Raw genomic sequence first — 710 nt, 5'->3', positions numbered from 1 at the left:
GGGGTGTCGACCTGCATCAGGTGCCCGTCCTTGAGCACCGCGACCCGGTCGCCCATGGTCATCGCCTCGACCTGGTCGTGGGTCACATACACCGTGGTCACGCCGAGCCGGCGGGTCAGCGAGGCGATCTGGGTGCGGGTCTGCACGCGCAGCTTCGCGTCCAGGTTGGACAGCGGCTCGTCCATCAGGAACACCTGCGGGGAGCGCACGATGGCCCGGCCCATGGCCACGCGCTGGCGCTGACCGCCGGACAGCGCCTTGGGCTTGCGGTCGAGGTAGTCGGTGAGATCCAGGATCTTGGCGGCCTCCTCCACGCGGGCCCGGCGTTCCTCGGCGGGGATCTTGGCGATCTTCAGGGCGAAGCCCATGTTCTCGGCCACGGTCATGTGCGGGTAGAGGGCGTAGTTCTGGAAGACCATGGCGATGTCGCGGTCCCGGGAGGGGACGTCGGTGACGTCGCGGTCGCCGATGAGGATCCGCCCGTCGGTGACGTCCTCGAGGCCGGCGAGCATGCGCAGGGTGGTGGACTTCCCGCAGCCGGAGGGGCCGACCAGGACGAGGAACTCCCCGTCGGCGACCTGCAGGTCCAGGTTCGTCACCGAGGGCCGCTCGGCCCCCGGGTACTGACAGGTGACATTGGCATAGCTCACAGCAGACATGGTTCAGGCCTCTTTCCCGGCAGGCACGTGCCGGACGATCCGAAGGAGAAG

General features: G+C 68.6%; 1 protein-coding gene. It reads right to left on the bottom strand.

Annotation, left to right across the window (positions count from 1 at the left end):
- Positions 1-659 (bottom strand): ABC transporter ATP-binding protein (locus RE027_RS17950; protein WP_368809658.1); only part of this gene is annotated, 659 nt, incomplete at its 3' end.
- Positions 660-710 lie beyond the last annotated feature (51 nt).

Source organism: Kocuria sabuli, from assembly GCF_040981185.1.
Taxonomy (GTDB): Bacteria; Actinomycetota; Actinomycetes; order Actinomycetales; family Micrococcaceae; genus Kocuria; species Kocuria sabuli.
Note: the sequence above shows the minus strand (reverse complement) of the source record. Positions and strands in the feature narration are given on the sequence as shown.